Annotated in this window: 18 protein-coding genes, 7 tRNA genes, 1 rRNA gene and 1 CRISPR repeat array (1 of these 27 cut by a window edge); of the genes, 21 read left to right on the top strand and 5 right to left on the bottom strand. The window is 31.8% G+C overall.

Translation table 11 applies throughout. The annotated features are described in order from the left end of the window. A CRISPR array of direct repeats spans window positions 1-953; the repeat unit is 21 nt; unit sequence GTTTCCATACCGAATCGGTCT (it extends 253 nt beyond the left edge of the window). Window positions 954-1,476: 523 nt separating this feature from the next. The 16 genes from purB (at window position 1,477) to purD (ending at window position 10,292) form a co-directional block, all read left to right on the top strand. Beyond that, window positions 1,477-2,823 (top strand): adenylosuccinate lyase, encoded by a 1,347-nt coding sequence (gene purB, locus MFS40622_RS05855; protein WP_012980767.1) that lies wholly within the window; start codon window positions 1,477-1,479, stop codon window positions 2,821-2,823. An 82-nt stretch (window positions 2,824-2,905) separates the two neighbouring features. Further along, window positions 2,906-3,538: a cobalt-precorrin-8 methylmutase gene (locus MFS40622_RS05860; RefSeq protein WP_012980768.1), complete on the top strand. Its 633-nt coding sequence runs from the start codon at window positions 2,906-2,908 to the stop codon at window positions 3,536-3,538. Between the two features lie 9 nt (window positions 3,539-3,547). After that, window positions 3,548-4,669: a tRNA uracil 4-sulfurtransferase ThiI gene (gene thiI, locus MFS40622_RS05865; protein ID WP_012980769.1), complete on the top strand. Its 1,122-nt coding sequence runs from the start codon at window positions 3,548-3,550 to the stop codon at window positions 4,667-4,669. 203 nt (window positions 4,670-4,872) lie between these two features. Next, window positions 4,873-5,076, top strand: a complete 204-nt coding sequence (locus tag MFS40622_RS05870; RefSeq protein WP_010870446.1) for a histone family protein — start codon at window positions 4,873-4,875, stop codon at window positions 5,074-5,076. A gap of 153 nt (window positions 5,077-5,229) precedes the next feature. Beyond that, a tRNA-Arg gene (locus MFS40622_RS05875) sits at window positions 5,230-5,301 on the top strand. Window positions 5,302-5,361: 60 nt separating this feature from the next. Next, complete coding sequence (locus MFS40622_RS05880; protein WP_012980770.1) at window positions 5,362-6,063, top strand: TIGR00297 family protein; 702 nt, start codon at window positions 5,362-5,364, stop codon at window positions 6,061-6,063. Window positions 6,064-6,156: 93 nt separating this feature from the next. Next, a tRNA-Thr gene (locus MFS40622_RS05885) sits at window positions 6,157-6,233 on the top strand. Between the two features lie 13 nt (window positions 6,234-6,246). Then, a tRNA-Pro gene (locus MFS40622_RS05890) sits at window positions 6,247-6,324 on the top strand. A gap of 8 nt (window positions 6,325-6,332) precedes the next feature. Continuing rightward, window positions 6,333-6,409 (top strand) — tRNA-Tyr (locus tag MFS40622_RS05895). Window positions 6,410-6,492: 83 nt separating this feature from the next. After that, window positions 6,493-6,566 (top strand) — tRNA-Lys (locus MFS40622_RS05900). A gap of 13 nt (window positions 6,567-6,579) precedes the next feature. Further along, window positions 6,580-6,694: ribosomal RNA gene (gene rrf, locus MFS40622_RS05905) — 5S ribosomal RNA — on the top strand. Between the two features lie 46 nt (window positions 6,695-6,740). Beyond that, window positions 6,741-6,818: transfer RNA gene (locus tag MFS40622_RS05910), tRNA-Asp, on the top strand. 64 nt (window positions 6,819-6,882) lie between these two features. Then, the gene (locus tag MFS40622_RS05915; protein WP_012980771.1) at window positions 6,883-7,500 is read left to right on the top strand and encodes a 4Fe-4S binding protein; all 618 of its coding nucleotides are present in this window, start codon (window positions 6,883-6,885) and stop codon (window positions 7,498-7,500) included. Between the two features lie 189 nt (window positions 7,501-7,689). After that, window positions 7,690-8,316 (top strand): DUF434 domain-containing protein, encoded by a 627-nt coding sequence (locus MFS40622_RS05920; protein ID WP_012980772.1) that lies wholly within the window; start codon window positions 7,690-7,692, stop codon window positions 8,314-8,316. Between the two features lie 76 nt (window positions 8,317-8,392). Next, window positions 8,393-8,893: an MJ0936 family phosphodiesterase gene (locus tag MFS40622_RS05925; RefSeq protein WP_012980773.1), complete on the top strand. Its 501-nt coding sequence runs from the start codon at window positions 8,393-8,395 to the stop codon at window positions 8,891-8,893. Window positions 8,894-8,954: 61 nt separating this feature from the next. Then, the gene (purD, locus tag MFS40622_RS05930; protein WP_012980774.1) at window positions 8,955-10,292 is read left to right on the top strand and encodes a phosphoribosylamine--glycine ligase; all 1,338 of its coding nucleotides are present in this window, start codon (window positions 8,955-8,957) and stop codon (window positions 10,290-10,292) included. Window positions 10,293-10,297: 5 nt separating this feature from the next. On the opposite strand, the gene MFS40622_RS05935 is transcribed toward purD, so the two are convergent. Further along, a complete protein-coding gene (locus MFS40622_RS05935; RefSeq protein WP_012980775.1) occupies window positions 10,298-11,029 on the bottom strand; it encodes an ABC transporter permease in 732 nt (243 codons plus the stop codon). 170 nt (window positions 11,030-11,199) lie between these two features. On the opposite strand from MFS40622_RS05935, the gene MFS40622_RS05940 reads away from it, so the two are divergent. The 4 genes from MFS40622_RS05940 to MFS40622_RS05955 all read left to right on the top strand — a co-directional run bounded on the left by MFS40622_RS05940 (window position 11,200) and on the right by MFS40622_RS05955 (window position 16,334). Beyond that, window positions 11,200-12,018, top strand: a complete 819-nt coding sequence (locus MFS40622_RS05940; RefSeq protein WP_012980776.1) for a YkgJ family cysteine cluster protein — start codon at window positions 11,200-11,202, stop codon at window positions 12,016-12,018. 156 nt (window positions 12,019-12,174) lie between these two features. Further along, window positions 12,175-13,131: a lipopolysaccharide assembly protein LapB gene (locus MFS40622_RS05945; RefSeq protein ID WP_012980777.1), complete on the top strand. Its 957-nt coding sequence runs from the start codon at window positions 12,175-12,177 to the stop codon at window positions 13,129-13,131. Window positions 13,132-13,160: 29 nt separating this feature from the next. After that, the gene (locus tag MFS40622_RS05950) at window positions 13,161-14,132 is read left to right on the top strand and encodes a tetratricopeptide repeat protein (protein ID WP_012980778.1); all 972 of its coding nucleotides are present in this window, start codon (window positions 13,161-13,163) and stop codon (window positions 14,130-14,132) included. A gap of 246 nt (window positions 14,133-14,378) precedes the next feature. Beyond that, on the top strand, window positions 14,379-16,334 hold the full coding sequence (locus MFS40622_RS05955; RefSeq protein ID WP_012980779.1) for an ATP-dependent DNA helicase: 1,956 nt from the start codon (window positions 14,379-14,381) through the stop codon (window positions 16,332-16,334). A gap of 230 nt (window positions 16,335-16,564) precedes the next feature. On the opposite strand, the gene MFS40622_RS05965 is transcribed toward MFS40622_RS05955, so the two are convergent. Both MFS40622_RS05965 and MFS40622_RS05970 read right to left on the bottom strand, forming a co-directional pair. Then, window positions 16,565-16,642 (bottom strand) — tRNA-Ile (locus MFS40622_RS05965). 103 nt (window positions 16,643-16,745) lie between these two features. Then, window positions 16,746-18,635: an LEA type 2 family protein gene (locus MFS40622_RS05970; RefSeq protein ID WP_012980780.1), complete on the bottom strand. Its 1,890-nt coding sequence runs from the start codon at window positions 18,633-18,635 to the stop codon at window positions 16,746-16,748. Between the two features lie 225 nt (window positions 18,636-18,860). Between MFS40622_RS05970 and MFS40622_RS05975 the strand changes: the two genes are divergently transcribed. After that, window positions 18,861-19,223: a helix-turn-helix domain-containing protein gene (locus MFS40622_RS05975; RefSeq protein ID WP_012980781.1), complete on the top strand. Its 363-nt coding sequence runs from the start codon at window positions 18,861-18,863 to the stop codon at window positions 19,221-19,223. A 35-nt stretch (window positions 19,224-19,258) separates the two neighbouring features. Here the strand turns inward: MFS40622_RS05975 and MFS40622_RS05980 are convergent, their stop codons facing one another. Together MFS40622_RS05980 and MFS40622_RS05985 are read right to left on the bottom strand one after the other, a co-directional pair. Further along, on the bottom strand, window positions 19,259-19,888 hold the full coding sequence (locus MFS40622_RS05980; RefSeq protein ID WP_012980782.1) for a family 16 glycoside hydrolase: 630 nt from the start codon (window positions 19,886-19,888) through the stop codon (window positions 19,259-19,261). 5 nt (window positions 19,889-19,893) lie between these two features. After that, entirely contained in the window at window positions 19,894-21,018 is a 1,125-nt protein-coding gene (locus tag MFS40622_RS05985; RefSeq protein WP_012980783.1) for a tRNA (guanine(10)-N(2))-dimethyltransferase, read from the bottom strand. Window positions 21,019-21,058 lie beyond the last annotated feature (40 nt).

Raw genomic sequence — 21,058 nt, forward strand, 5'->3', positions numbered from 1 at the left:
TTATATTTCTTTTTCTACCTTTTTTTAGCAATCCAATCAAGTTTCCATACCGAATCGGTCTTATTTTAACGACAGTTACAAAAACTGTGAGTATATGAAGAGATTACGTTTCCATACCGAATCGGTCTGATTTTAACATTACTATTACTCAGCATCTCAAAAATTATTCTAGTTTCCATACCGAATCGGTCTGATTTTAACATGATTCTCTCCAGCAGATTTATTTATTAGAAGATGGTTTCCATACCGAATCTGTCTGATTTTAACAGTTGGAAAAGTATCATAGAGGAATATTACAAAACAAGTTTCCATACCGAATCGGTCTGATTTTAACGCCAGTGTGTAATGACGGGCTTAAGAGGACACTATTGTTTCCATACCGAATCGGTCTTATTTTAACGGGATGCATTATGGTCCTGTGATTCAGTGGCATATAGATATAGTTTCCATACCGAATCGGTCTTATTTTAACGCTATTGAAATGTCTCTAATTCTGACTTTAGAGATAGCGTTTCCATACCGAATCGGTCTTATTTTAACAGTAACCGTAATTTAAACCCAACATACATCTGATTGCAAAAGTTTCCATACCGAATCGGTCTTATTTTAACCGGAACACACTTTAAAAAAGCTGTTGCATTAAAAGCCAGGTTTCCATACCGAATCGGTCTTATTTTAACTTGATGCAGTAAAAGTAAGCGTTGATGGAAAAGTATTGACGTTTCCATACCGAATCGGTCTTATTTTAACGTAGATAGATGCTTATAAATGTAATATAAATACATAAAGTTTCCATACCGAATCGGTCTTATTTTAACTCCTCCTTATTATTTTTTGCAAACTCTACCGTGTCTGTTTCCATACCGAATCGGTCTTATTTTAACCGCAAATATTATTGCCATTAATACTGGAACAGTAACTTCGTTTCCATACCGAATCGGTCTTATTTTAACAGGGCAATCATTCACAACCTATTTTTTATCACTTTTCTAATATTTATAATTTTTGGTGGTGTATTTTTCTAAGGGTAAATAACATCCTTTATTTATAAATCCAATGATATTTAAATCTTTCCCTTTTAATAAAATTGAGTATTCTTATCTTTTTAAATTTGAAGATTTGACTTATTGGTTGGAGAAATTTTATTTGACTTACTATCTAATCTTAAATTTTAAAAATCTAAATAATTCAATAAACCTGAATATTCCGAATAATCAAATCACTATACCCTTAGAAATTAAATTTAAATCCTCTAAATCCTTAAATACTAATTAATCATTAACCTTATCAAATTCCAAGTTTATTCAACGAGACAAACACAACAATATAATAAACACCTAAAAACATCTCAATCAAAAAATATCGACAAACTCATATAAGTAGTTTTCTGAAAATGCTTTTTTAAATAAATCATCAAACTATAAAAATCATTAACAATTAATTGAAACTTAATTAAATAACAATCATGGTGAAAAAATGGCTGTGCATCCAATTGATTATAGATACGGAACTCCAGAGATGAGAAGAGTTTGGGAAGAAGAAAATAAATTAGAAAAAATGTTAAAAGTAGAGGCTGCATTAGCCAAAGCTCAAGCAGAACTCGGCTTAATTCCAAAAGAAGCTGCTGAAGAAATTAACAGAAAAGCATCAACAAAGTATGTAAAATTGGAGAGGGTTAAAGAAATTGAAAAACAGACAAAACACGATGTTGTTGCAATGATTAGAGCTTTAGCAGAGGTCTGTGAAGGAAACGCTGGAGAATACATCCATTTTGGAGCTACATCAAACGATATTGTTGATACTGCCAACTCTCTACTGCTAAAAGAATCAATTGAAATTATAGAAGAAAAATTAAAACAGCTAAGAGACATCCTATTAGACAAAGCAGAAGAACACAAATATACTGTTTGTGTTGGTAGAACACATGGACAGCATGCAATTCCAACAACCTATGGGATGAGATTTGCTTTATGGGCAGCTGAAATAGACAGACACTTAGAGAGGTTAAATGAAGCTAAGAAAAGAATCTGCGTCTCTATGATTACTGGAGCTGTTGGAACAATGGCAGCTATGGGAGAGAAGGGTTTAGAGGTGCATAAAAGAGTTGCTGAAATCTTAGGATTAGAGCCAGTTTTAATATCAAACCAAGTTATTCAGAGAGATAGACATGCTGAATTTGTCTTTTTATTGGCTTTGATAGCTCAAACATTAAACAAAATTGGAGTTACTGTTAGAAATATGCAGAGAACAGAGATTGGAGAATTGGAGGAGGAGTTTGACCCAACAAAGCAAACTGGCTCATCAACAATGCCTCATAAGAGAAACCCAATAACATTTGAGCAAATATGTGGATTATCAAGAGTTATAAAATCTCTATGCATAGCTGAAATGGATAATATTCCATTATGGGAGGAGAGAGACCTCACTAATTCATCCGCTGAAAGGTGTATATTTGCAGAGGTTTGCGTTTTAACAGACCATATATTAACCTTAGCAATTAAAGGAGTCAAGAAGTTAAAAGTAAATAAAGAAAATGTTGAGAAAAACTTAAATTTAACAAAAGGGCTTATAATGGCTGAGAGAATAATGATTGAATTAGCCAAAAGAGGAATGGGTAGGCAAACAGCCCATGAAATAGTAAGAAAATGTGCAATGAAGGCTTATGAAGAGAAGAGGCATTTAAAAGATGTTCTATTAGAAAATGAAGAAGTTATGAAGTATTTAACAAAAGAAGAATTAGAGGAATTAATGAATCCAAAGACATATATAGGTTTGGCTCCAAAGATTGTGGATGAAGTAATTAAAACATTAAGAAACAAATAAAATCAAAAACAAACATTATTGTTTTTCTATTTTTAACTTTTTTGCTATTTTTTTAATCTTATGGGTGATTTTTATGGATTTTATGGGAGCTATATCAAAAGATGGGTTAAATATAGCAAATAAATCGAGAGAAATTGTTAAAAATAAAATAAAAGAGGTTTTAGGAGACAAAATAAACAATTTTAATGAAAAAGAATTAGGAATTATTGAAAGGGTTGTCCATGCCACAGCAGACCCAGAGTATGCCAAACTTTTAGTATTTAATAATAATCCAATAGAGGAGGGAATTAAAGCTATAAAAGATAAAAAGCCAGTAGTTGTTGATGTAAATATGATTAAGGCTGGGATTAGATATAATGATGTTTATTGTTTTATAAATCATCCAGATGTTTATGAAATTGCTAAAAAAGAGGGAATAACAAGAGCTGTAGCTTCAATGAGATTGGCTAAGGATTTTATAAATGGAGGGATTGTAGTTATTGGAAACTCTCCAACCGCTCTGTTTGAGGTTATAAGATTAATTAAAGAAGAAAATATAAATCCAAAATTGGTTGTTGGGGTTCCAGTGGGGTTTGTTCAAGCATCAGAATCAAAAGAAGCACTTAGAGAGTTAAATATTCCAAGTATATCAACTATAGGCCCAAAAGGTGGAACTCCTGTAGCTGTGTCCATAATTAATGGAATCATTGCTTATGCAAAAGATGAAAAAGCTTAAGGTGAAACTATGGAAATATTAGTTAGATATGGAGAAATTGGATTAAAATCTCAACCTATAAGAAAAAACTTAGAGGAAATATTAAGAAAAAATATTATAAAATTGCTTAGAAAATATGAGATTGACGCAGAGGTTAAAATTTTACATAGAAGATTGCTGGTTAAGGTAAATACAAAAGGTAAAGAAGATTTAGCTTTAAAATTATTAAAAAAAGTTGCTGGTATCGTTTCTTACAGCCCAGTTTATGAATGTCCATTAGACATTAATGAAATTGTAAGTTTTGCAGTTCAAATAATTAAAAAGAAGGTAAAAACCATAGATAAAGAAAAGGTAACATTTGCAGTTAAGACAAAAAGAAGTTACAAAAAATTCCCATTTACATCAGTTGAAGTGAATAAAAAAGTTGGAGAGGCAATAGTTGAAAAACTTGGATTAGAGGTTGATTTAGATAATCCAGATATAGTTTTGGGGATAGAGATTTTAAACGATAGGGCTTATATCTTCACAGAAAAATATGAAGGCATTGGTGGGTTACCAGCTGGTAGCCAGGGAAAAGTTCTCTGCTTAATATCTGACGGGATAGATAGCCCTGTAGCAGCTTTTATGATGATTAGAAGGGGATGTAGAGCTGTTTTGTTACATTTAAAGATGAATGAAGAGGCATTAAATAAAGTTAGAAAAATAGTAGAAATATTAAGCGATTATGATACTGAATTAGAGTTTGTTGTCTATGATTACTCAAAGGACATAAAAGATATTGTAGAAAAACTCAAGAGCATTAAAAAAGAAAACTACACATGTATATTCTGCAAAAGAAAAATGCTAAAAGTGGCTGAAAAGTATGCAAAATATTTAGACTGTGATGCCATTGTTACTGGAGATAATTTAGGACAGGTAGCTTCACAAACATTAAAGAACTTGAGAGTCATAAGCGAAAATATAAGTTATCCAATTTTAAGGCCTTTAATTGGTTTGGATAAGAACGATATTGTAGAGATAGCCAAAGATATTGGGACTTATGAAATATCTACAGAAAAAGAAATAAGATGTCCATATCTCCCAAAGCATCCAAAAACCATTGCTAAACCAGAAGAAATTAAAAAGATAAAGGAAAAAGTTAAGTTACCTTAATCTTAAGTTGAAATTTCAACAGTTTATACAAATAGATCTTTAAGAATTTATTGTATATATACAAACTGTGGAGCTCCAATATCAAAGGGCATTAAAATTCAATATAAAATTTTATTCCAGCGAAAGTTCTATTAAAACCAAACCGAAAATTTTAAATACTTTATTTTCATAAGAAAATGGTTGTAAAACTCTGAGGTGGTATTATGGCTGAGCTTCCAGTTGCACCATTTGAGAGAATATTGAAAAAGGCTGGTGCTGAGAGGGTAAGTAGAGCTGCTGCAGAATACTTGGCAGAGGCAGTTGAGGAAATTGCATTAGAAATAGCAAAAGAAGCAGTTGAATTAGCTAAGCACGCAAAGAGAAAAACAGTAAAAGTCGAAGACATAAAATTAGCTTTAAAACAGTAAATTAATGAATTCTCTAATTTTTATTTTTGTTTATTTTATCTTGAGTGGGATTTTAGTGTTTATTATTTGTTTAACTTTTGTACTGTCATCAATTTAATTTTTAGAGAATTTAATCTAGTATTCTAACCAAATTTTATATAAATGATTTATCGAGCCCTGGTGGTGTAGGGGACAGCACGGGGGACTTCGGATCCCCAAGCCCGGGTTCAAATCCCGGCCAGGGCTCTAATTAACCCCGCAGTATATACGGTTTAACTCATATACAGTTAAGGGAACGTTGATAAAATGGAATCTCTAATAAGGTTGTTTATTTCTATCCTAATTATATGTGTATTGGCATTGTTAATTAAAAAGAGCGGATGCTTAGATAACGAGGGAGTCATTGGCTCGTCAATTATGGGTTTTATATTACTTTATTTTTGTGGATTTAAATATTTAATATTACTTTTGTCCTTTTTTATTTTGGGAGTTTTAGTGAGCAGAGTTGGTTTAGAAAAAAAGAAAGCTAAAAAAATGGCTGAAACATGTAGAAGTTTAAGAAACGTATTGGCTAACGGTTTAGTTCCAATATTGTTTGCAATCCTAACCATATTTGGGCTTAACTGGGCTTTAGTTGGATATATATCATCAATAGCTGCTGCTACGTCAGATACCTTTTCTTCAGAACTTGGGATTTTATCTAACGAAAAGCCGAGATTAATAACTACCTTCGAAGTTGTTGAAAAAGGGACTGATGGAGCAATTACAATATTTGGCACATTAGCTGGAATTTTAGGAGCGTTTTTGATAGGGTTGTTTGGATATTTATTATTTGGTGACCTTAAAATTGTTTTATGTGGCACTGTTGGGGGAATAGCTGGGAATTTAGCTGATAGCTTAGTTGGGGCGTTATTTGAGAGAAAAGGGATTTTAAACAATGAACATGTTAATTTAATAGCCACCACTGTTGGTGGAGTAGTTGGAGTCCTAATTTACTACATAGTATAAAAATAAAATCCTATAATATAACTAAATAAATGAATAATCTGATTACCGAAAAGTTTATATACTACATCTGTAATTTACTAATACTGCAAACGAGCCTCGGTGGCTCAGCCTGGTAGAGCGCCTGACTTGTAATCAGGTGGTCGGGGGTTCAAATCCCCCCCGGGGCTCCATTTTTCCTTTAGTGGGCCTGTGGGGTAGCCTGGTCTATCCTTTGGGATTTGGGATCCTGAGACCCCAGTTCAAATCTGGGCAGGCCCACCACTTCGTGTCCGGCGGTAGTTCAGCCTGGTAGAACGGCGGACTGTAGATCCGCATGTCGCTGGTTCAAATCCGGCCCGCCGGACCATCTCCCATTTATGGGGGGAACCGAAAAGTATATATATGAGAAACGCGATATGTTTGGAACGCACACGAGCTAAGGGCTGAAGAGGGCCCGTAGCTCAGTCTGGCAGAGCGCCTGGCTTTTAACCAGGTGGTCGAGGGTTCAAATCCCTTCGGGCCCGCTATTTCCTTTGGTACGGCGGTCATAGCGGGGGGGCCACACCCGAACCCATCCCGAACTCGGAAGTTAAGCCCCCCAGCGATGCCCCGAGTACTGCCATCTGGCGGGAAAGGGGCGACGCCGCCGGCCACTTTTTATTATTTTAAATTCTCAAGGTTATCCTTGGCATTACTATGCCCTGGTGGTGTAGCCCGGCCTATCATACGGGACTGTCACTCCCGTGACTCGGGTTCAAATCCCGGCCAGGGCGCCAATTTTTATTTTAGAACAATTAATCGATAGATTTAAATATTTCTAAAATATTTTGAGTGAGGCTTATGGAAGAAGAGTTTTATAAAATTTTTAAAGGGGTAGGGTTGATAAAAACTCTAATAAGAAGCATTTTTTTAACAAATAGGAATAAGTTTTCAAAACCTTCAAAAACTAAGCCAATACAATTAACTGAGTGTATCGGCTGTGGTCTTTGTGTAGATGTCTGCCCAACTAATGCAATAAAGATATTTGATTTTAGAGAAACAATATGCTCTGTCTGTGGAACTTGCGTAGAGATTTGCCCAAACAATGCAATAATAAAAGATAGGTTTACTATAGATGCCGATAAATGCACAAAATGCGGAATCTGTGTTTTATTTTGTCCAATTCCTATAATAAAAAATGAGATTCCAAAACCAAAAACACCAGTTATTTTAAAAGATAGATGTAATAGCTGTGGTTTATGTGAATGTGAGGCAATTGATATAATAAATAAAGAAATTAATCCAGAAAAATGCAAACTCTGCTTAAAATGTATTGAAAAATGCCCTTTACAGGCAATTTTATCACCAGATGAGTATATAAACTCTCTAATTGTTAAAGTAGATATAGATAGCTGTATATTTTGTAGAGAGTGTGAAGAAGTTTGTCCCATAAGATTTTCGCAGAAAATAGAATTTTAAGGTAAATAGATGCCAAAGGCATCAATAGTTTTTTGCAAAACATTTTGGAATATATAAGGTATTTATGAACGCCTTTCCAAAGGAAGGCGTTCAAACTTTCCATATTAATTTTAATAACTTTTGCAAAAAACTAAAAATTCCTTATTAAATGTATAAACTGCGAAAATCTTATGCCAATAAGGGGAAATTATGAGTATAGAGAGGGCTAAAGAAGATTTTAGGTATTTGATAAATAGAGGATATAAAAAGGATGTTGCTTTAAATTTTGTAGCCAATCATTATAAGTTGAGTAAAGAAGATAGGATTAGAATTATTAGAACTACTCACAGCGATAAAGAAATTGAATTAACCAAAAGAAAGCTTAAAAAATTAAAAGATTTTAAAGGAAAAACAATATATATTGATGGATTTAATGTTCTTATCGGCTTAGAGGCGTTAATTAAAGGTAATAAAGTTATTTTGTGTGATGATAACATTTATAGAGATTTTGAAAATGTATATGGCAAATACAAGATAAATGAATACACTGAAAAAGCCATATCTCTTTTATTGGAGATTCTTAAGCATTATAATGTCAAAGCTGTTATTTATTTAGATGCACAAGTATCAAAAAGTGGAATATTAGCTAAAAAGATTAGAGAGAAGATGAAGGCTTTAGGTATAGAGGGGGAGGTTTTTTGTGTTAAAAATTGTGATTACGAGCTTAAAAATAAAGAAGTTGTTGCAACATCAGACAGTGTAATAATAAAGAGCGATAACGTAAAGTATGTGGTTGATTTGATAGCTGAGGTAATTGAACATTTTAAGAAAAAATAATTTTTCCTTCATCAAAAAATTATTATAGAAGGATTTAATAAATGTAAGATTGTATAAAATATCTTTGGGGGAGATAATGAAAATTGGAATAATGAGCGACACTCACGACCATCTGCCAAATATAAGAAAAGCTATAGAGATTTTTAATGAAGAAGAAGTTGAGACAGTTATACACTGTGGGGATTTTGTTAGTTTATTTGTTATAAAGGAATTTGAAAACTTAAACGCAAATATCATAGCTACCTATGGAAATAACGATGGAGAGAGATGCAAATTGAGAGAATGGTTAAAGAATATAAACGAAGAAAATATAATTGATGACTTCATATCAATTGAAATTGATGGACTAAGATTTTTTATAACCCATGGACATCATCAATCTGTTTTAGAGATGGCTATTAAATCTGGTTTGTATGATGTTGTTATTTATGGTCATACTCATGAGAGGGTTTTTGAAGAGGTTGATGATGTTTTAGTTATAAACCCAGGAGAATGTTGTGGCTACTTAACAGGCATTCCTACCATTGGAATATTAGACACTGAAAAGAAAGAGTATAGAGAGATTGTCTTAGAGTAAAAGATTTAAATCAGTTCTTTTATTATTTACCTTAATCTCTAAAAAATAAAAAGGTGAGGTTATGAAAATCTTATTGATTGGAGGAGGAGCAAGGGAGAGTGCAATAGCTCATGCTTTAAAAAAGAATGCGGATGTTAAGCTCTACACATTGATGAAAAACAGAAACCCAGGAATTGCAAGATTATCAGAGGAAATAAAGTTGGCAAAAGAGACAGATTTAGATGCGGTTAAAGAATTTGCTGAAAAGATTAAACCAGATTTAGCTGTTATAGGTCCAGAAGCTCCATTAGATGTTGGGGTTGTTGATTTGTTAGAGGAGATGGGCATTCCATCAGTAGGGCCTAAAAAGGCAGCTGCTCAAATAGAAACAAACAAAGAATTCATGAGAAATTTATTCAAAAAATACAACATAAAAGGTTCTTTAATGTATAAAGCATTTGAAGAGTATGGGGAGGAGTTAGAGAGCTTTATTGATGAATTGACTGAAAAAGGCATTAAGGCAGTTGTCAAACCAGTTGGATTGACTGGAGGTAAAGGGGTTAAGGTAGTTGGAGAGCAGTTAAAAGATAACGAAGAGGCAAAGAAATATGCTAAAGAGATTTTTGAAACTGGATTGGGAGGAGGAAAGGTTTTAATTGAAGAAAAATTGGAGGGAGTTGAATTCACATTACACGGATTTGTTGATGGAGACACTATCAAATTTACACCATTTGTTCAAGACCACCCTCATGCATTAGAGGGAGATGAGGGAAGTATAACAGGAGGTATGGGTTCTTACTCATGCCCAGACCATAAACTGCCATTTATGACAGAGGAGGATGTAAAGTTAGCAAAAGAGATTATGGAAGAGACAGTTAAAGCATTAAAAGAAGAAGTTGGTGGCTATAAAGGAATTTTATATGGGCAGTTCATGCTAACAAAAGAAGGGCCTAAAATTATTGAATACAATGCAAGATTTGGAGACCCTGAGGCAATGAACTTATTGGCTATATTAAAGAATGATTTCTTAGATGTTTGTGAGGCAATAGTAAATAAAAAACTCAATACTATAGATGTTGAGTTTGAAAACAAGGCTACAGTTTGTAAGTATGTAGTTCCAAAGGGATATCCAGACAACCCAGTTAGGGGGGAGCCAATAACCGTTGATGAAGAAGCAATTAAAAAGACAGGAGCTATCTTACACTATGCATCAGTTAATGAAGATAATGGAAGTTTATACATGACAGGTTCAAGGGCTGTTGCTGTGGTTGGAGTTGCTGACACAATTGAAGAAGCTGAAAAGATAGCTGAAGAGGCAACCAAATACATCAAAGGAGAGGTATATCACAGAAGTGATATAGGTAAGAAGGAGTTAATTAAGAAGAGAATAGAGAAGATGAAAGAACTTAGGGGCTATTAATTTTATTATACCCTAATAATTTCTTTGTACATTAAATAACATATTAAAATTCCAGAAATTATCGCTGAGCTTAAAACCATCCACATAATGATAATTTGGATTTCTGCTGCATATATGGGATTTGCTCCACTCAACAACATCCCAACCATTGCTCCAGGGATGAAAATAACTCCAACAGATTTTGTTCTATTCATTTGGGGGATTACTGCTGATTTTACTGCATTTTTTATAAATGGTCTCAACGCCTCTATCTCAGAAGCCCCTAATGCCAAATATCCCCACAAAATATCCCTTTCTGATTTAACCATATCTATTATTTTATCCAGTGCTAAATGAATTGTGTTCATTGTATTTCCAATAACCATCCCCATTAATGGAATTACATATATTGGCTCAAATTTAACGACCTTAGGGATTATTAATATTGCCAATGAGACAGTTGTAGTTGTTAGAAATGTAATAAATAAACTTATAAACAGCTTTGTCTTATTTTTTAATTCAATTTCCCTCATAATAAGATAAGATGCCAAGATAATCATTACAAAAATCATTAAAAATGCTCCAATCATTCCAGAAGCAAAAATATAAAGCAGAACAAACCCTAAGATAAACAGTTGGATTAGAGCTAAGATTGATACATATAGTATTTTTTTCTCAATGCCTAATTTTTCTCTATATGCAATTAATACCGCAACAATAACAAACATAAATGCATAAGTAAGCTCTATCAATGACATCACCAATTTTTTATAAATTACATTCTGTTAAACATTTTATATAAAATTTTATAGTTTTTTGCATATGTCTTAAATAAATATGCACTGATGAACGCCTTCCTTTGGAAGCGTTCAAATTTTCCTTTCTTAATTTTAATAAGTTTTGTAAAAAACTATATTGAGTGATGCCCATGGAGTGGGAGATAACATTTGAGGGGATAACCTATAAGTGCATAAATTGTGCATATTGCTGTTCTTGTGAGAGTTGGAGGATATATCTAAACTATTTTGACGTGCTTAAACTTAAAGATTATGAATATGCTATAGAGAGATGTGAGGGGGAGTTTAAATATAGGCTAAAGGTTAATGAGAAGGGATGTGTTTTGTTAAATAATAACAATTTATGCAGAGTTCATTTAGAAAAGGGTTATGAATTTAAACCATTAATGTGCAGAATTTTTCCTTTTAGTTGTATGGTTAAATGGGATGGAACTCCTCTCTTAATAATAAAGCACTATTGCAAAGGAATAAAAAAGGGAGATATTGATAAAAAAGTTGTTAATGAGGCTATAGAATTGATAAAAGAGCTTTATTTTGATATGTTTGAAGAAATTATAGAAAATGGGATGGAACATAGTAGTAAGACAGAAATATTTGAGAATTTTAGGGTTGATTGGGAAGATAGAGAGGAATTTGGGAGGTATATTTTTAGCAGCAAAACATTTGACGAATTATCTGAAAGATGCAAAGAAATTTTTGAAAGTAATATAAATAAATTAAATCTCAAAGAACTTAGTGAAATAAAGAATAATCTACAAAAATACAACACCAAAGAAAATGAAGAGGAAATCTTGAGATATTTATTAGAGTTAAATAGGAGGGAACATTTTAGGAAACTCCCTTTCTATAAGGAGGTTAATAAGCTTTTAAATATAGGAAATTATTTAACGAAATACAAAAATATATTTGAAGGGGAAGGAGATGTTGATAAAAAATTATTCTTGAAATAGCTATAACTTCAATCTTCTCGTATTACTGAAAACAATACATAGAATAATTTTAATATAAGATATGAAATATGAATGATAGTAATATGTTGAGTATCCTAGATATTGTGATATGGAAATATTACAAAATAATCTAAACTCCTTATTTGGTGAATAAATATGGAAAACAAAAATAAAAAAGTAAAAGAGACTTCTGATGTTTTATTATCACTAACTTATCTAATAAAATCATATGAATATAGGGACAAAGGGAATCTTTTGGAATCATTATATTATCTTGATAAAGCATTAGAGTTAAACCCTGATTTTAAATTTGCAAAATTTTTAAAAGCAATATCTTTAGCTACTTTAGGTGATATCAATAAATCTATAGAATGTCTTGAAGATATTACAAAGGATTCTAAAGACCCTATAGCTTATGCCCTTCTTGGCCAACTTTACGAGTTATTAGGGAATTTTGATAATGCTTTGGAATGTTATGAGAAATCATTAGGTATTGAAGAAAAATTTGCTACAGCATTTTTCTTTAAAATCTTATGTTTATGGCTTTCAGGGAAATATGACGAATTAATAAAATGTTGTGATAGACTAATATCATCCGCTCCAAATTTCATTCCGGCGTATACACTTAAGGCAAATATTTTACGTAAATTAGGAAAATATGAAGAAGCCCTGCTATGTATAAATAAAGTGTTAGAGTTAAAGGAAAATGACACAAATGCAATATATTTAAAGGCGTTAATATTAAAGAGAATAGGGAAATGTGACGAAGCATTAAAATACTATGAAAAGCTTATTGATGATTTAAATGTAACATGGATAGAAGTTATTAGAGAAGCGATTTACTTATTATTCCTATTCAATAAACTGGAAAAAGCTGAGAAATATATCGAAATGGGACTAAAGTTGAGACCTGATGATGCAAGTTTATGGTATTTTAAAGGCAGATTATACGAAAAACAAAATAAATTTGAAGAAGCTTTGGAATATTATAATAAAGCTCTCCAACTAATGCCCCACCATACAAAAGCTTTACTTGCTAAAGCAAGGGTGTTAGAAAAGCTTGGAAGAATAGAAGAATCTGTAGAATACTACAATAAGGCACTTGATAGATAAAAAAGTTATCTCTTATCGGTGATATACATATGGACAGAAAGAGAACCCCAAGAGTAGATGCATTAGAAGCGGTAGCTAATGTTTTAAGAGCTTATAGAGAATTATTTGAAGGAAATTTGATAAAAGCACTTTATTATGTTGATAAAGCATTGGAATTAGAGCCAGACTTCTACTTAGCTTTGTTTTTGAAGGGATTGATATTGTATGCTAAAGGAGAAGTGAAAGAGGCAATTACAACATTTGAAGAATTGTTATCCTATGAGTCAAAAAATCCTATAACATGGGTATTTGTTGGGCAACTGTATGGAATGTCAGGAAATTGTGATGAAGCATTAAGGTGCTATGATAAAGCATTGGGAATTGAAAATAAGTTTCTATCGGCGTTTTTACTTAAGACGATTTGTTTAGAGTTCTTAGGAGAGTATGATGAACTATTAAAATGCTACGATGAGATATTGTCATATGTTCCAAACTTTGTTCCAATGTGGGTTAAAAAGGCTGAGATATTAAGAAAATTAGGAAGGTATGAAGATGCATTACTATGTTTAAACAGAGCCTTAGAGTTAAAACCCCACGACAAAAATGCCTTATATTTAAAAGGCGTTTTGTTAAAAAGAATGGGTAAATTTAGAGAGGCACTTGAATGTTTCAAAAAATTAATAGACGAATTAAAGGTAAGATGGATAGATGCTATAAGACATGCTGTTTCTTTAATGTTAGCTCTTAGCGATTTAAAAGAGGCTGAGAGATATATAGACATGGGCTTGAAAATAAGAAAAGATGATGTGGCTTTGTGGTATTATAGAGGGGAATTGTATGAGAGATTAGGAAAATTAGATGAAGCATTAAAATGCTATGAGAAAGTTATTGAACTACAGCCACATTACATAAAAGCACTTTTGAGTAAAGCAAGAATCTATGAAAGGCAAGGAAATATCGAGACAGCAATTGAATACTACAATAAAGCTGTAGAAAATATACATAAAGACCATGGAGAATAAATATAGGACTTTTACAAAACTTATTAAAATTAAAAAGAATATTTGAGGCTCTAAAGAGGCTCATCCCTTCCTTATTCATTCAAAGACATTTTGTAAAAAACTGTAAAATGTTTTATTGTTATATTGACATCCTTTGGATGTCCAATTCCAAAGTTGATATATAAACTGCGAAAGCCTATAAATATCTCTTTTTTATTTTTATTTTTGTGATTATAATTTTTATAATTTTAAATTAAAGGTGTTTTTATGGAATTTGAAAGCTACATTAAAGAGAAGTTCCCATATCCCAAAGTTAGAGAGCCACAAAAAAGGATGATGCTGAAAATTTACGAGTGTATAAAAAATAGGAGAAATTTGATAGTTGAAGCTCCAACTGGAGTTGGAAAAACTCTTGGCTATTTAATTCCAGCTTTATATTTTGCTGAGAGAGGGAAGAGAGTCTTAATATTAACAGAGACCATAGACCAGCAAGTTAGGATATATGAGGATTTAAGCTCTCTAAAGCATAATTTAAAGGTTGCATTTTTAATGGGGAAGAGCAACTTTATCTGTAAATCAAAAGGAGGAAAAGCTAATAGATTGTATTGCCAATTAAATAAAAAATGCCCTTATAGGCCAAATAAAAGACCAATTTGCTATTGTGGAACAAAAAAACAGCCAGTAAATTTGGGGGATAAAGTTATCTATTACTGCCCATACTGTACTTGTGAATATCAAAAAGCAAAAGTTGAGAGTATTTTAGCTGATATTGTGGTTATGAATAACAGTATGTTTTACTATGCGAAGGAAGATATTGAGGCAAAGAGAGATATAGACATAATTATTTGTGATGAAGCTCATAAACTGGAAAACAGTATAAGAAACACATCAACAATAATTATAAATCCTGATTTATCAATTAATAGATTAAAATATATGGCTATATATTATGCCCCCAATATTTTAAAAAAGAGATTGAATATTGAAGATGAAAATTTTTGGGAAATTATTGAGAGATATTTAACAAGCAGAGACATCAATATAGATATCTGCAAAGAAACAATCATTTTTGATGGAGAAAATTTAAGCTCTTGGAAATATAAAACAGAACTTGCTGTGTTGGGGGCTATCTTAGATGCTTATTATCAAATAAATAATATAAAGAACAAAATATTAAGATTCAATGAAAATGAGGAGATTGATAGAGAAGAACTTAGATTTGAAATTGATAATAGAGCATTAATTGCCATAGAGCTTGATTTTATCCATAAAAAGAAACTGTCAGAGATGTATCTTTTAGAATTCATAGAAAATATTAAAAATTTGAGATATATTAATGATAACTATGTAATCTATAGAAGTGGAAATTCCCTACTATGCGAGCCGGTTTTTGTAAGCTCCCATTTAAAAGAGCTTTATGGTAATGCTGTAGTTATTCACTGCTCAGCAACAATTGGGAATTTAAAGATGCATGCTTTAAAGACAGGAGTTGATAATCCTGACTTTTTAATTTTAGAAAGCCCATTCCCAAAGAATAGGAAGAAAATTATAGCCCTAAAAGATGGCGTTGATATGAAGTATGAAAGGAAAGATAGGGAGAAAGCAAATGAAAATTTATTGAAGATATTGGAAGCAATAAATGGAAACTCTTTAGTTTTATTTAAGAGCTTTGAGGACTTAGATAGCTTTTATAAATATTTAAAAAGAGAGATTACAAAAACAAACATTAAAAATAAAAACATCCATGTATATGAGCAAGGTATGGATGGAAAAGAAGCTAAAGAGTTAAAAGAGAGGTTTGAAAAAATTGGTGGGATTTTATTAGCCACTGGGAGGTTTGCTGAAGGAGTAGATATTCCTGGAGAGGCTTTAGTAGGAGTTGTTATTGATTCTTTGCCGTTTCCAGTTCCAACACCTCTAATATTGAGAGAACAGAAAATATTAGAAGAGAAATTTAAAATTAGGGGGATTAAAGATGCTCATTGGAGAGCTTTTTTAATGACATCATTTGATAGAATGGCAAGGACATTGGTTCAGATGATTGGAAGGCTAATAAGGACTGAAAATGATTATGGTGTTGTAGTTATACAAGATAAGAGGTTTGCAGATTGGGTAGGAAGAGTTATGAGAGAAAAAGGTTATCTAAAAGATAACTATGAGGTTATGAGTTTAGATATGGCTATAAAATATATTCCAAAGTTCATGAGCCAGTTTAGAAACTAAAATTTTTATTTTTAATTTTTACATTTAAATTAATAAATGTTATTGCCCAAAATAGAAAATGGTAGGGCGGCGGGGATTCAAACGAACCTTTTACTAAAAGGTTCATCAAAACAGGATGCATTGCCTCGCTTCGCTCGGCAATGCCTCTTAGATTACAGTGGGGCTGAACATAGTGAAGCCCCGCTCTGGGGTATACCAATAGGGGCTTTGCCCCTATGGAAATAAAATTATGGTAGGGCGGCGGGGATTCGAACCCCGGACCACTCGGTTATCAGCCGAGCACTCTAACCAGGCTGAGCCACCGCCCTACAACCACCAGAAGCAAAAATTAAATAATAATAAGTAATATATATACTTTTCGGTTATTTGTTAATTTGAATGTGTAAAAAATGTAAAGGATTGAAAATTTTGTTATTCAGTTGGGAATGGTGGTAATGGAGGGAGTGGAACTGGTGGTTTAGGCAATGGTGGTAGTAACTCTCTTTCTCCACTAAATGGAATTTCTTCGTCTCCAATATATGCACTTCCAGATATTTCAGCAAAAACTTCTTCACCATTTAATTTTCTAAGAATCTCATATCCCATCTTATTAATTGGTATATCTACTTTAACAGTTACTGGGTTTTCTCCTGGTGTTATTGTTATATCAGATATTTCTCCTTTTCCTAAACTATGACCTTCATCATCAACCATATTTAAAATTAATTTATCGATTGTAACGCTTTTTGAATTTGGATTGTATATTATTAAATCTACATCCATAGAAATATATTTTAAATTTATTTCTTCTCCATTTTCCATAGTTATTTTTAATTCAGGAGGCATTCCAGCCAACATTAATAATAAATCAGGACTCATAACTATTTTTTTAATTATTAATTCATTATGTAGGGTTATATCATCTACACTTATTTTAATTTCTGACTGTTGAGTTTGTGTTTGTTGTTGGTCATAGCTTTCATAATTATTACCATACTCATCATAAGATTCAGATTTTCCACTGTTGTATTTAGTCACTTCCTCAACATATACAGTTTTAGATGCTAAAACGTCTCCATTATATTCAGCTGTTATTGTATAATATCCCGATTCACAGAATATACAAGGCAATATTCCAGATTCATCGATTGTTCCCATATATTGACCATTAATGTAAATATCAACTCCCTCTGTTAAATTTCCATTAGAATCTATAACTACAATATAGTATGGTTTTTGTGCATATATTGTATCTGGAATATTACCATTTTTATCTATTATTCCAATATAATATTGAGAATATTCATTATTATTAGCGTTACTTGAAGATATTAACTCATTTAATATTTCTAAAGGGTCTGGTAGTTGTGGAGGTTGTGGAAGTGGTGGAATGATAACTGAAATATTAGGCAATTGCGGTGGTTGTGGTGGATTTGGAAGTGGTAGTTGTGAATTGTCAGATAATTGGAATGGAGATTCAAAAGTTGTTTTTCCAGTAATTGGAATTTTAATTTCTTTTATTTTTGCATCAACTACTGCATATCCGTCCACTCCTATGATTATATTCCCACCATTTTCTATAACATAATCTGGAGAAGGTAAATCATTTAATCCAATTGTTATTGGAATATCTATTGTTGTTATGCCATTTTCTTTAATGTATATGTTTTGTTTTTCAATATGTTTTATTTGTTTTACATTATTCCCATAGTTATCCATATAATAAACATCTGCTACAAGTTCTTTTATCTTCACTCCAATGTTATTTGGATTGTTTATTGTAATCTTTGCATCTATTTTTGTAGGAACTCCTGGCTTAACATTTATCTCAACATTGGTTATTGGAGATTTTATATTAGGTATTGCTATTTCAGTTTCTCCTTTAATAGGAACTTCAATTTCACTGATTTTTGCATCTACAAGAGCATATCCATCCACTCCAATAGTTATTTTACCATTTTTTGAGTTTTTTATTGCTGACATTATTTTGTCATTTGGTATGGATATTTGGAAGTCTATTGGCGTTGTTCCACTTTCTTTAATGTCTATATCTGATTTTTTCACTTGTTTAAGGATTACTTTTTCACCATTGTCCAACAAATAAACATCAAATTTAACCTTATTTATATGAATTCCAATAGGATTCGGATTATCTACTATAACTTTAACATCTAAGTTTGTTGTTTTTAAATCATCACTAAAACTACTCTTTATTTTAACATAGGTTGTTGGTGATTTTATTTCAGGTTCTGAAGTGCAACCTGCAATAATACACAACATTGCTACTAAGCTAAACATTATCCCCTTTTTTAGCGAATCCATGCTCTACACCTCATCATTTTGAAATTATAAAGCAATTTAAGGGTTTTTTCAATCACTTTGTTTTTAACATTTTTGTTAAATTTAGTATATTTACTAAAGTAGATATAGCTATGCATAAATATAAACTTTTCGCTTTTTTGTTAAATTTAGCAAAAATGTTAATTATCGTATAAATATGAAAATTCTCAAAAAAGCAAACATAAAAAATCATAAAAGGGCAGAATCATGCTTATTGAAGTATTAAGTAAAAAATATGTAAAGGAAATTTTAGAACTACTTAACGAAAAAGGGGAACTCCATTTTAGCCAAATTCATAGGGAGATTCCCACACACATGAGCAGTTTAAACAGAACATTAAACGAATTGGTAAAATTGGGATTAATATCAAAAAGAAAAGAAAACAACAAACAGGCATTACCAAAAACATACTACAAACTAACACCATTAGGAAAAAAGGCACTATTGTTGTATGAAGTAGAAAAAATTATTGAAAATTCAAAGAATAATCAAAATATTACTATTCAAATTATTAGCGGAAACAACCACAATATTATTAATGCAAAAATTGTTAATATTCATAATAAGTAATTGAAAATCAAAAAGATAGTTAAATACATTTTTATTTATTGTATTGGCTCTACCCTAACATTATCATAATAAGCCCTACCCCCTCCAATTCCTATTCCACCTTTAAGTATTGGAGTATTGTTATCAGTATATTCAATATATTTCTGTCCCCCTGCAAGGAAGATTATCTTATTACCTTTTGCTATAACCTCATACCTATAAAAATCTGTACCAGCAGGAGCCGCGTCGTAAGATTCAGCCAATTTTTCAACTTTAGTCCCATTAAATTTATAGAGGGCATATCCCATATCATACCCCTTTATTTCTATATAGTACCCAGCTTTTGCATGATTTGTCAATCTGAAATATATTTTTGGACTGTCCTCATCCTCCAATCGTTTTATATCAACAGTAAATATAAAATTAGTATAGTTCCTGTCAATATAAATTATTCCATTGTTTATTGGCATTGCAACTTTGTTTATTGATTTTTTATCCTCACTCATTACAGCTTCAATTTTAAAACCCCCCTTCTTAACCTTCCATTCTCCAAATGGGGCTTTTTCTCCTACAGAGTATGAAGAAAAATCATCATAAAATGATTTCGGGACAATTTCAAAACAACCACATAATCCAAGACATACAATTGGAATTACTAAAGCCACAATTAGTTTTTTAAAATTCATTATATTCACCTGATGTTGACACATCTATATATTGCTTCAATAACATCCTTTAATGTTGTATTGGTTTTTATTCCTTTCGGATTGTAATGTGTCACAGTAGCATTAAATCCCATCTCTTTTAATTGCTTTATAATATCCTGCATTGGTGGAACTGAAATCTTTAACATTTTTCCGATTTGGTGAGTGTCATAACATCCAACTTGATTTATAGCAGATTCTCCTTTAATGGCATTTAAAATCTTTAGAACTCTTTCACTAAATTTTCTTTCCCCAGCTATTTTTAAAGCCTCTTCAACAAGGTTTTTATCATACAAGTTACCAATATACAACGGTCCAGAGAAACCTTTCTCATAACCTTCTTCAAATTTTCTAATTATTTTGATTCCATTAACATCTTTAACATAGCCAAGCATGTCAAATATTTTATCGGCTCTCTTAGCCCCCCTATCTGTAATTAAATAAACTCTAACATAATGGTCGGTTGCATGGCAAAATACTGGCTTTAAGGCAAGCTCATATTTTGTAGCCATTCTCATAACATATCCAACTAAAACCCTCAATGCAAATTCATGACAATCCCTACCAAATAAAGGATAAGCCAAATATTTCCTTAAGCATGATTTTTTAGCTCTTCCACATAAAGCAGCAGTGTCTGTTGCAGTTAAACAGAGCAAACCATTTCTTGTTACCAAAGCCCTAATTGCCTGGTCTATATAAGGAGCTGGAGAACCAAACGGGTCTACATCAACAACATTGAAAAATCTAAAGTGCCTTGATAAAAATGTGTTGGCATCTTCATTAAAGACCTCTATATTATTAATTTCATTTAATTTGGCATTATTTAGTATCTTCTCATAAGCTTTTGGATTTATATCATTTAGAAAAACTTTCAAGTCCCCATTAAAGTTGAGTTCTTTTGCATATCTCAACCCTCTAATCCCACTTCCAGCCAATGCATCGGCAATATAAAATTTATCTTTTTTATGATACAAATTTAGAAATGCCTGAATTACTGCTATACTTATATCCCTACAGGTTTTCATTCTTGGATTGTAAAAGACCTCATCCTTTTTTGTAACTGTTAATTTATCTGGTACTTCAAAAACTACATCTCCTTCTTTTAGAATCATATTATCACACAGAATAAATTGTTTTAGTTTTATAAATTAA

It is taken from the genome of Methanocaldococcus sp. FS406-22, assembly GCF_000025525.1.
Taxonomy (GTDB): domain Archaea; phylum AGJL01; class Methanococci; order Methanococcales; family Methanocaldococcaceae; genus Methanocaldococcus.

Excerpts from the sequence above, each read along its gene's own strand:
- purB (WP_012980767.1), top strand. The coding sequence starts at position 1,477 with ATGGCTGTGCATCCAATTGATTATAGATACGGAACTCCAGAGATGAGA.
- MFS40622_RS05860 (WP_012980768.1), top strand. The coding sequence starts at position 2,906 with ATGGGAGCTATATCAAAAGATGGGTTAAATATAGCAAATAAATCGAGA.
- thiI (WP_012980769.1), top strand. The coding sequence starts at position 3,548 with ATGGAAATATTAGTTAGATATGGAGAAATTGGATTAAAATCTCAACCT.
- MFS40622_RS05870 (WP_010870446.1), top strand. The coding sequence starts at position 4,873 with ATGGCTGAGCTTCCAGTTGCACCATTTGAGAGAATATTGAAAAAGGCT.
- MFS40622_RS05880 (WP_012980770.1), top strand. The coding sequence starts at position 5,362 with ATGGAATCTCTAATAAGGTTGTTTATTTCTATCCTAATTATATGTGTA.
- MFS40622_RS05915 (WP_012980771.1), top strand. The coding sequence starts at position 6,883 with ATGGAAGAAGAGTTTTATAAAATTTTTAAAGGGGTAGGGTTGATAAAA.
- MFS40622_RS05920 (WP_012980772.1), top strand. The coding sequence starts at position 7,690 with ATGAGTATAGAGAGGGCTAAAGAAGATTTTAGGTATTTGATAAATAGA.
- MFS40622_RS05925 (WP_012980773.1), top strand. The coding sequence starts at position 8,393 with ATGAAAATTGGAATAATGAGCGACACTCACGACCATCTGCCAAATATA.
- purD (WP_012980774.1), top strand. The coding sequence starts at position 8,955 with ATGAAAATCTTATTGATTGGAGGAGGAGCAAGGGAGAGTGCAATAGCT.
- MFS40622_RS05935 (WP_012980775.1), bottom strand. The coding sequence starts at position 11,029 with ATGTCATTGATAGAGCTTACTTATGCATTTATGTTTGTTATTGTTGCG.
- MFS40622_RS05940 (WP_012980776.1), top strand. The coding sequence starts at position 11,200 with ATGGAGTGGGAGATAACATTTGAGGGGATAACCTATAAGTGCATAAAT.
- MFS40622_RS05945 (WP_012980777.1), top strand. The coding sequence starts at position 12,175 with ATGGAAAACAAAAATAAAAAAGTAAAAGAGACTTCTGATGTTTTATTA.
- MFS40622_RS05950 (WP_012980778.1), top strand. The coding sequence starts at position 13,161 with ATGGACAGAAAGAGAACCCCAAGAGTAGATGCATTAGAAGCGGTAGCT.
- MFS40622_RS05955 (WP_012980779.1), top strand. The coding sequence starts at position 14,379 with ATGGAATTTGAAAGCTACATTAAAGAGAAGTTCCCATATCCCAAAGTT.
- MFS40622_RS05970 (WP_012980780.1), bottom strand. The coding sequence starts at position 18,635 with ATGGATTCGCTAAAAAAGGGGATAATGTTTAGCTTAGTAGCAATGTTG.
- MFS40622_RS05975 (WP_012980781.1), top strand. The coding sequence starts at position 18,861 with ATGCTTATTGAAGTATTAAGTAAAAAATATGTAAAGGAAATTTTAGAA.
- MFS40622_RS05980 (WP_012980782.1), bottom strand. The coding sequence starts at position 19,888 with ATGAATTTTAAAAAACTAATTGTGGCTTTAGTAATTCCAATTGTATGT.
- MFS40622_RS05985 (WP_012980783.1), bottom strand. The coding sequence starts at position 21,018 with ATGATTCTAAAAGAAGGAGATGTAGTTTTTGAAGTACCAGATAAATTA.